Origin of the sequence: Methylobacterium sp. WL18 (assembly GCF_008040015.1) — a bacterium.
Classification (GTDB): Bacteria; Pseudomonadota; Alphaproteobacteria; order Rhizobiales; family Beijerinckiaceae; genus Methylobacterium; species Methylobacterium mesophilicum.
Window position 1 is genome coordinate 1 of the sequence record NZ_VRVD01000647.1, and the last position, 2,643, is coordinate 2,643.

Here is a 2,643-nt window from a genome sequence, read left to right on the forward strand (position 1 = left end):
ACCTGGAGGCGGCCCGGGCGCTCGGCTGCCCGTTCGGCGCGGTGGCCTGGGGCTACACCGACGCGGCCGCGCTGGCGGCGCTCCGGCCGGAATACCTGTTCGCCGAGCCGGCGGACATCGCCCGGCTGGTGCGACGACGCGAATTGGTCTGAGACAAGTCAGGGTTTCAAAAGGTCCGCGACCTTTCGCGGGTCGAGGGCAGAGCCCCGCTCCGGGTGCTCAGGGGCTTCGCCCCCGAACCCCGCCAAAGGGCTGAGCCCTTCGGAAACCCCTGACGCTCGTTCTTACAGGCCGCGGTTGGCGCCCGGGACGACGCTGGTGCCCTTGCCGGAGCCGAACGGCTCGTAGCGGGTCAGGCCGCGGAACAGCTGGCTTAGGAACGCGCGGTCGGCGCCGCTGGTCGGCGTGGTGCGCTCGATGAAGTCGAACACCCGGCCGTCCTGGAGGCCGTAGAGCGCCACCCGCTCCACCTTGAAGCCGGGGGTGAAGTAGACCGCCGTGACCTTCTGGTCCTCGACCTGCTCGCCCAGGAACATGATCGTCCGGCTGGTGTTCTGCGAGATGTAGTACCAGGACTTGTTGCCCACCGTGGAGACCGTCGACGGCGTGCCGAGGATCTGCAGCACCTGCTCGGGGGCCATGCCGGGCTTGATCGTGGCGAGCGCCGCCTGGTCGATCTGGTAGCCGTGGCGGAGCTCTTCGCCGACGCAGCCGGCGAGGCCGGCGCCCGCGAGGCCGATCAAGGCGAGGCGCGCAAAGGACTGGACGAGACGGCGCCGCATCGGGCCCCCAGAGAGCGTGTTGACGGACGAGCGACGCAGGCCGCCGCCGGTCCATGTCTCCGACGGCGCTTGCGCCTTGGGCGTGGGTTGCCGTACCGCGGGGATATGGCTTTGACAAGGCAAGCTTGGCCACACGTAGGCCCCCAACGCACCCGCTCTCCCTCCTGCGGGGGAGGGTGGGCCTGGCGTCAGCGAGGGTCGGGAGAGGGGAGCGCCGTGGCCGAGACGTCGCGACGGGAGCCACAAGCTGCGCTGTCGCGCTGCCCCTCTCCCCCTGCTGCGCAGAGGGGCTACGGGCGACACAGGTTTCGACCGTAGCCGTGATCATGCCGTGGGCGCAGAAGGCGCGGGTCCCCTCTCCCGTGCGGGAGAGGGACAGGGTGAGGGATACGACCTCTCCGGAAGGCCCTGGTCCCTCACCCCAACCCTCTCCCGCACGGGAGAGGGGGCGCGGCGCAGCCTGCAACAACGCTTGTGCTTCAAACCTGTGTAGACCGTAGGCTAGAGGGGGGAGGGAGAGGCGCGTGTCGGCTTTGTTCTTGGCATCCTTCACGCCCGCGAGGCATCCATGATCGCCGCGCTGTTCCGGCGCGATGGCGCGCGCCGCCGCGCCGTCGAGGGGCTGCATGCGGCCATCAGCCTGGCGGCGCGCCGGCCGGGCCTCTACATGGGGCTCGCCGTGCCCGACACCGTGGAGGGCCGGTTCGAGGCCCTGTGCCTGCACGTGATCCTGGTTCTGCGCCGGCTGAACCGGTTGCCGGCCCCGGCGGCCGACGTGGCGCAGGATCTGGTCAACGCGGTCTTCACCCAGCTCGACGCCGCTTTGCGCGAACTCGGCGTCGGCGATATGGGCGTCGGCAAGCGGATGAAGAAACTCGGTGCCGCCTTCTACGGCCGGGCCACGGGCTACGATGCCGCGCTCGACGCCCGCGACGACGCGGCCCTGCGGGTGGTGCTCGCCCGCAACGTGCTCGGCGGGGAGGGCGACGCGGCGGGCCTCGCCGCCTACGTGCTGGCGGCCGATGCGGCCCTGGCCGGGGCCGACCTCGACGGGCTGCTCGGTGCCGGGCCGCCCTTTCCGGAGCCGGACGCGTTCGCGCCGGCCCCGACCGGAGACAGGACATGAGACACCGTACGGGCCCGGAGAGCGGGCCGCTTTCGCGCTGGGTCAACGTCGAGCGCCTGCCGCAGGGACGGGGCGCCGTCACCGTCGAGGCGAGCCAGGCCGAGTGCGACGCGCTCGCGGCCGACTTCAAGATCCCCGCCATCCGCGACCTGGTCGGCCGCTTCAACATCTCGGGCTCCACCAACCGGATGACCGTGACCGGCACGGTCGAGGCCGTGGTGACGCAGGTCTGCACCGTCAGCCTCGAGCCGTTCGAGGGCCCGGTCCGCGAGCCGGTGGAGGTCGTGTACACCGACACCGACCAGCTCGCCGGCACCGACGCCGAGGACGTCGAGGTGCCCGACCCGCTGGTCGGCGGCCGGATCGATTTCGGCGCGCTCACGGCCGAGTTCCTGGCGCTGGGCCTCGATCCCTATCCGCGCAAGCCCGGCATCGCGTTCGAGCCCGTGGTGGCGGGCGAGGATGCCGGCCCCTTCGACGCGTTGCGCCGGCTCCGCGACGGGGAGGGGTGAGGCGGACCGGCCTGGCGCTGTCAGCAGTCGGGTCGCTGCGCGAGAGGGACGAATCGGGCGTTCGGTTTCCACCAAGAGGAATCTCCAATCCAATCCCCTCATCCTGAGCAACCGTTATGCGCACTCGGTGGCGGGACGCCATGGCGTGCCTCGGGCGAGGACGGTGTTGGCGTAGATGAGCAGCTTTCGGGCGCAGGCGATGAGGGCCTGCTTGTGGGTCTTG

Annotated in this window: 3 protein-coding genes and 1 pseudogene; 3 read left to right on the top strand and 1 reads right to left on the bottom strand. The window is 71.2% G+C overall.

What is annotated here, in order from left to right; all coding sequences use genetic code 11:
* Positions 1-152 (top strand): annotated as a pseudogene (locus FV228_RS34440) (HAD family hydrolase); the annotation flags it as partial.
* 132 nt (positions 153-284) lie between these two features.
* Here FV228_RS34440 and bamE read toward each other — a convergent pair.
* A complete protein-coding gene (bamE, locus tag FV228_RS26355; protein WP_147857231.1) occupies positions 285-782 on the bottom strand; it encodes an outer membrane protein assembly factor BamE in 498 nt (165 codons plus the stop codon).
* 568 nt (positions 783-1,350) lie between these two features.
* Between bamE and FV228_RS26360 the strand changes: the two genes are divergently transcribed.
* Both FV228_RS26360 and FV228_RS26365 read left to right on the top strand, forming a co-directional pair.
* Entirely contained in the window at positions 1,351-1,908 is a 558-nt protein-coding gene (locus FV228_RS26360; protein WP_147857232.1) for a ubiquinol-cytochrome C chaperone family protein, read from the top strand.
* Complete coding sequence (locus tag FV228_RS26365) at positions 1,905-2,420, top strand: DUF177 domain-containing protein (RefSeq protein ID WP_147857233.1); 516 nt, start codon at positions 1,905-1,907, stop codon at positions 2,418-2,420. Before FV228_RS26360 ends, FV228_RS26365 begins: the two co-directional genes overlap by 4 nt.
* The last annotated feature ends 223 nt before the right edge of the window (positions 2,421-2,643 follow it).